General features: G+C 42.1%; 1 protein-coding gene. It reads right to left on the reverse strand.

Annotated features, from left to right (window positions below; translation table 11 throughout):
• The coding region (locus tag QWI17_RS18100) for a TraM recognition domain-containing protein (protein ID WP_302723932.1) at positions 1-354 on the reverse strand (354 nt) is incomplete at both ends.

Consider the following 354-nt stretch of genomic DNA (forward strand, 5'->3'; position numbering starts at 1 on the left):
ATACGTTCATCAAAATTGTCTGAAATTGCTCCTACAAACATCCCTTGTGTTAGCGTCGATATTTTAGATGCCGGTATTAAACTATCTAACTGAGTTGAAATAGAAGTAGATTTATCATTTCGGTTGATGGTCATACTCTGGCGTTTCTGCAACACTTTACCGAAGCGTTCGGAAAGGCTCTTTGCCGTTTCGCCTACAACCTGCCCACTGAAAACATTACCGACGGTATTCTGAATAACCTTGCTTTCCTTATCGCCGTAATCTCTTGTTAATTGCGAAAAGTCCTGAAAACCCAGGCATACCGCCACCTTATTACTTCTCGCCGTTGCGATGAGATTGTCCAGTCCTCTAAAA

Source organism: Gilvimarinus gilvus, assembly GCF_030518155.1.
GTDB classification, from domain to species: domain Bacteria; phylum Pseudomonadota; class Gammaproteobacteria; order Pseudomonadales; family Cellvibrionaceae; genus Gilvimarinus; species Gilvimarinus gilvus.